3 protein-coding genes are annotated in these 5,528 nt (G+C 49.6%); 1 reads left to right on the forward strand and 2 read right to left on the reverse strand.

The window, feature by feature from the left end:
- A partial coding sequence (locus QUB06_RS33655) for a DUF4347 domain-containing protein (RefSeq protein ID WP_333439075.1) occupies positions 1–2,371 on the reverse strand: 2,371 nt, incomplete at its 3' end.
- 251 nt (positions 2,372–2,622) lie between these two features.
- Between QUB06_RS33655 and QUB06_RS33660 the strand changes: the two genes are divergently transcribed.
- Positions 2,623–2,835, forward strand: coding sequence for a hypothetical protein (locus tag QUB06_RS33660; RefSeq protein WP_333439077.1), 213 nt, complete (start codon positions 2,623–2,625; stop codon positions 2,833–2,835).
- Positions 2,836–3,296: 461 nt separating this feature from the next.
- Here the strand turns inward: QUB06_RS33660 and QUB06_RS33665 are convergent.
- Positions 3,297–5,528: calcium-binding protein (locus QUB06_RS33665; protein ID WP_333439079.1), on the reverse strand; the 2,232-nt coding region annotated here is incomplete at its 5' end.

Genomic DNA, 5,528 nt, shown 5'->3' on the forward strand with positions numbered 1-5,528 from the left:
GCCCGGTTTTGACCGTCACTACATCGGCAATATCGTTCGTAATAGTGGTGGTGACTCTTGCTTCGGGGCTGCTGCCGTTGTTGTTGGCAGGATTGGGGTCTGGGGTATTTGAGGTGCTGCTAGCTGTGTTGGCGATCGGGCCGCCGGTGGCGGGAACTGCGAAACTGACGGTTCTGTTGGCGCTGGTTGCGCTGGCTAGGGATGGGATGGCCGTCCAAGTCACAATACCTGTAGTTGCGTTGTAACTTCCGCCCTCCGAGACGCTGACTCCTGTTAAACCCGGAACAATGGTGTCGGCGATCGCCACATTGGTTGCCGCACTCGGCCCACTGTTAGTGGCCGTAATTGTGTAGGTGACTGTCGAGCCTGCCGCCGCAGTAGCGGGCCCGGTTTTGACCGTCACTACATCGGCAATATCGTTCGTAATAGTGGTGGTGACTCTTGCTTCGGGGCTGCTGCCGCTGTTGTTGGCGGGTACGGGATCGATCGTGCTGCTGCTGCTGAATACACTGTTTGTAATAGGGCCGAGTGTAGTTGGGGCCGTAACAGTTACGGTGCGGGTGGCTGTGGCCCCAAGAGGTAAATTCGGAATACGCCAGGAAACCAGTCTCGTTGTCGAGTTGAAAGTGCCGTTGCCGTCGGCACTGCCAAATACTGCCCCTCGGGGCAATTGATCTTCAACCACCACGTTTTCGGCATCGTCCGGGCCGTTATTTACCGTCGTAACTGTGTAAGTAATGGCGCTGCCTGGTGCCGCAGCGGGCGGGCCTTTTTTCGTTGTCGCAACATCTGCTGTAGTAGGCGGCACGTCTATAGTTTGGATAGACAAAGTGCGAATGTCGTGAATATTTGTTGCGTCTCCCGTTGAACCAGCAAAACCAAATTTGAATGTTGCCGGGATTGGCCCGTTTATGTCCTCTAAATTGTCAATGTCGATAATAGTCTCGCCCACATCTGTAAACGAACCATCATTGTCGAGGTCAAAGTTAACAGTGAGACGGTTTGGCGTTGCAGAAGTGGGGGGTTCCAAAATAATTTGAACTCTTCTTCTGGCTGCTTCGCGAGTGCTAGTAATGGCGTTGTTCAGCCCGTTTGGAGCCACAGGATTTACGGTATCGGGAATATTATCTATTCCCTGCGGCACAAACGCAGAAGTTAAAAACTGATATTGCGTAGATTCGCTACCTCGAAGCGTTACCGAATCTGGTCTCGCCCCAATTCCGTCTATACGCCCTCTATCTTCAACTGAAAAATTTCCGAATTCATCAAATCCAATTCCTAAATAACCTCCAACTAAACCGGGTTCACCTGTATTTTGGGCGTAGCCGAGAGAACCTCCAAAGCCTCCAGCTTTTGTTGGCGTCACCGTACCGTCAATTAAAAAGAAACTTGTGCCGTCCCCTGTCGAATTGGCTGGAGCCGGAGGACGTGAAGTGCCGTTGTAGGCAAATATATCGAAGACAATTTTAAGGCCGCTGCTGACTGGTACCTGACTGTTATAGATGACAAAAGTAGATTGGTTAAAATTGCTTGAAGTTAATCTCAAAGCCCCGCTGCCAGGCGGGTCGATGTTCAAACCCGGAAAACTCTCCGTTCCAGTTCCTGCTGTTAAAGCTGGAGCCACTGACTCCGTGTCGCGGACCCCAGAGAGCCAAGGCCCAATTAGACTTGCGTCTTGAAAACTTTCGTCCACTAAATTAATGAGGACAGCGCTGTAAGTTTCCTGGGTTTTTGTTTCAAAGGCTATTGCGGTTTTTACTCGTCCTGCTGTAACATTTAATTGCCACTTTCCTCCTAATTTTGCACTGCCAATTAGACTGTTGGAAGCCGCTATATTTGCCCCTGTTAATTCTCTCAGCTTCCGCACGAAAGCAATCCCTGATTTTCCAGCCCCAACCCTGCACGCTAATAATAAAATATCGGCTTTTTCGCTGAATGCCTTTCGCCACTGCTGCAAATGCCGATCGTACTTTGGTAAGTTTTCATTTTTTAGTACAGTTGACCCCAGTTGCACGGAAGCTTCATTGCCGTGAGCAACAATCTGAAGGCTGGCAATTAAGCTGCGTTTAGCTAGAATCTCGGTAATTTGTTCTACTCCGTCCAGAGTTTGATCCAGGACAATTATCTCTGTCCCCGGTTTGACTCCGCTGGCAAGATGCTGATAATTCTCTACCCTCGGATCGATGCAAACTAAATGTTTTTTAGGCGCGGTTTTGACGCGAAGACTCGTTTTTGTTAAACAGTAAATATCGCTCAGGCGATCGCCGACTAACGGCGCCCCAATCAAAGAACGTTTTATGCAGTCGGTGTCGCGGCGATCGCAACTTGATTTGTGAATAGGCCAAGAGTAGTTGCACCATACATTTTTCATGACTTAGATAGCTCCTTGATTTGTTAATTGTCAATCTTCAGTGGTTGATGTTATTGTTAATTGCTAATGGGAAATTTTTAATTTCTAATTTCTCGACTTCGCATAGTTAACAAGTTCTATTTACTGCGATTTTTTTTTTATCGACATCTTCCCAAAGTAGCAGTTCGCTGTATTTACCTGGGAAATCAGGCGTTTTTTAGCCAAGTCAGACGTGGCGCTAAATTATTTTACGATCAAAAACAACGGACACTATGTACCAAAATACACCGTGTAATGCGAGATTTGTTCGGAGCATCTCAATCAAAGCAGCCAAACTAGAAATTGGAGTTTTGAGGCAGGAGGCTCTCTTGCTGCGAGGCCGGATGGAAGAGGAAGAAGGCAGCAGCCAGAAGAAGTGTTTTTACAAATATGAGATGCTCCCGATTTGTTGCCTGAAAGCAGTTGACAATTGTTGGATCTTGTAGTAAAAAAGGCTTCAGTAGTCAGACTTTTATTAAGACTTGAGTCCTCATCAAAAACCAATTTTATGGGTGTCAATCAGCCGAATCTCATATCATCTATATTTCCTCAAAAAATAATTAGAAATTTTGTAGTCCTCAACTTCGTTTTCCGGCTTTTCTCACGAAGGAATGACTCACTAACAACCAATTTCATGGTCATCAGCAAGTCGAATCACCCAATAATATCAATTCCGCTTGCCCCGGAATGATTGTTGACGGTTGACGGTTGACGGTTGACTGTGAATCAAAACAATGAAAATTGCGCTAAAATTTGTTGGCAGCTTGATTCAACTTTATCACGACGATAAGCGCGAATTTGATCTCATTCCGGTGTTACCGGAATGGATATAATTCACCAGCTCACTCACTCTTTTTTGAAAACATTAAAAAACTCGGTTTAATTAACAAACCGAGTTGCTAAAATTTTACGAAAAATGCAGGGGAGTGAATGCGCTTTTGTCTGAAGAAGAAAGAGTCAGAAAATCCAGAGAAGTAATAGTATTATCAGCCCCAAAAATCTGAGCCAAAACCTCCCCAGTCGCCGCAACTTGTAGCAGTGTGCCATTCGCCATCGAGTTAAGTTGCAAAGCCTCAAAACTCAAGCCACCAGCCAGGACAAACTTATCAGTTCCTACGGAAAAATTGAGCACAGTATCCATACCGCTATTAGCGCTTAACACAAAGCGATCGTTCCCAATACCTCCAATCAAAGTATCATCTCCCCCATCGCCAAACAGCCAGTCATCCCCAACACCCCCATTGAGAATATCGCTATCTTTCCCGCCGTAAATAGTGTCATTACCATCATCACCATTGAGAGTATCTTGACCTTCATTGCCGTATAACAGGTCATCCCCACTGCCACCGTTGATGCAGTCTTGCTGGCCGTTAGAGCCCACAGCGCCTCGCAGATTTTCCCCGCGATCGCCACTAATGGTATCGTTACCTTCATCGCCGCACAAAATATCGCTGGCATCATCGCCGTACATCAAGTCGTTGCCAGCATCTCCCTGTACTACATCGTCATCCTTGCCTCCACGAAGGGTATCGTTACCAAAACCCCCACTCAAAGAATCGGAACTCTCACCCCCACCCTGAAAATCATTGCCATCTCCTCCAAATAGCAAGTCGCGGCCATCCACATCGGACACTAACTGATTTTGCAAGCCGCCATAAAGCGAATCGTCCCCCTCATCCCCGACAATGGTGTCGAAACCGAGTTCGCCCCAAATCCGGTCGTTGTCTTTGCCACCATAAACTAAGTCGTTACCTTTGCCGCCAAAAATACTATCGTTACCGCTGCCACCGCCGATGAGATCGCCGGTGTCGTTACCGAAAATTAAGTCCGCTTCATCCGTGGCAATTGTACTGGCTTGTTGAGTGCCGTAGTCGCCGATTATGGTGTCGGAACCTAGATTGCCGTAAAGAGTATCCGAGTCAGTTTCGCCAAAAATGCGATCGCCCCCTTTGCCTCCAAACAGCAAATCCCGTCCGTTGCCACCCAGCAAGGTATCGTCTTGTTCTTCGCCGTTAAGTAGGTCGTTGCCATCGCCTCCTGTCAGTAAATCGAAGCCGTCGGGGTCGCTATCGAGGGAGTTGAGCACGCCACCAAACACAGAGTCGTCTCCGTTGTCGCCCCAAAGGGTGTCGGGACCTTTGTCACCCCAGATCAGGTCGTCTTCTTTGCCACCAAAGGCGATGTCGCCAGCTTTGCCGGAGTAAAGGGTGTCGGAACCTTGGTTGCTAGCAATGGCATCGCCTGAAGAACCGCCGAAAATCAGGTCGCCGTCGTTACCAGTCAAGTCGATGTTGTTGCCGTTGTCGCCGATTATGGTGTCTATACCGCGATCGCCGTACAATGTGTCTCCATTGCGATCGCCAAAAATGCGATCGTCTTGTTTGCCGCCAAATACGGCATCGGTTTCTTTGCCGGCGTAAACGATGTCGTTGTCGAGGCCCGCAGCTATGTAATCTCGCTGTTGTTCGCCGAAGATGATATCGCGGCCGCCTTCACCTAACACTGTGTCGTCGCCGCGGAGGGAGAGAAACAGTTGGTTAGTGTCGTTTCCTGTTAAGGAATCGTTTCCGGGAGTCCCGATGCTGGTGTTTTGGATGTCGATGAGTTGGGCGGCATTTGAGTCGAAGTTAAGTATTTGCGAAGGCTGGGGTTGGATAAATGTTATCGGGGGCAGCAAGGGCAAGGGGTCGCAACCGCAACCGGTATCCGGTTCGGGTACAAGGTTGAATATAGGGGTTGGTTCCGGCGCGGGTGTTGGTGTGGGTGTGGGTGTTGGTGGTGTTGGTGTTGGTGTTGGTGATGTTGGTTCCGGTGTTGCAGTTGGAGTTGCAGTTGGTTCCGGTTCCGGCGCGGGTGTTGGTTCCGGCGCGGGTATGGGCGTCGGGGCTGGTTCCGCTGCGGGTGTGGGTGTTGGTGCCGGTGTTGGTGTTGGTTCCGGCGCTGGCGCGGGTGTTGGTTCCGGCGCGGGTATGGGCGTCGGGGCTGGTTCCGCTGCGGGTGTGGGTGTTGGTGCCGGTGTTGGTGTTGGTTCCGGCGCGGGCGCGAGTGTTGGAGTTGGTGCCGGTGTTGGTTCCGGTGCGAGTGTTGGAGTTGGTGCCGGTGTTGGTGTTGGTTCCGGCGCGGATGTTGGAGTTGGTGC

The organism is Microcoleus sp. D2_18a_D3 (assembly GCF_036702455.1).
Lineage (GTDB): Bacteria > Cyanobacteriota > Cyanobacteriia > Cyanobacteriales > Microcoleaceae > Microcoleus.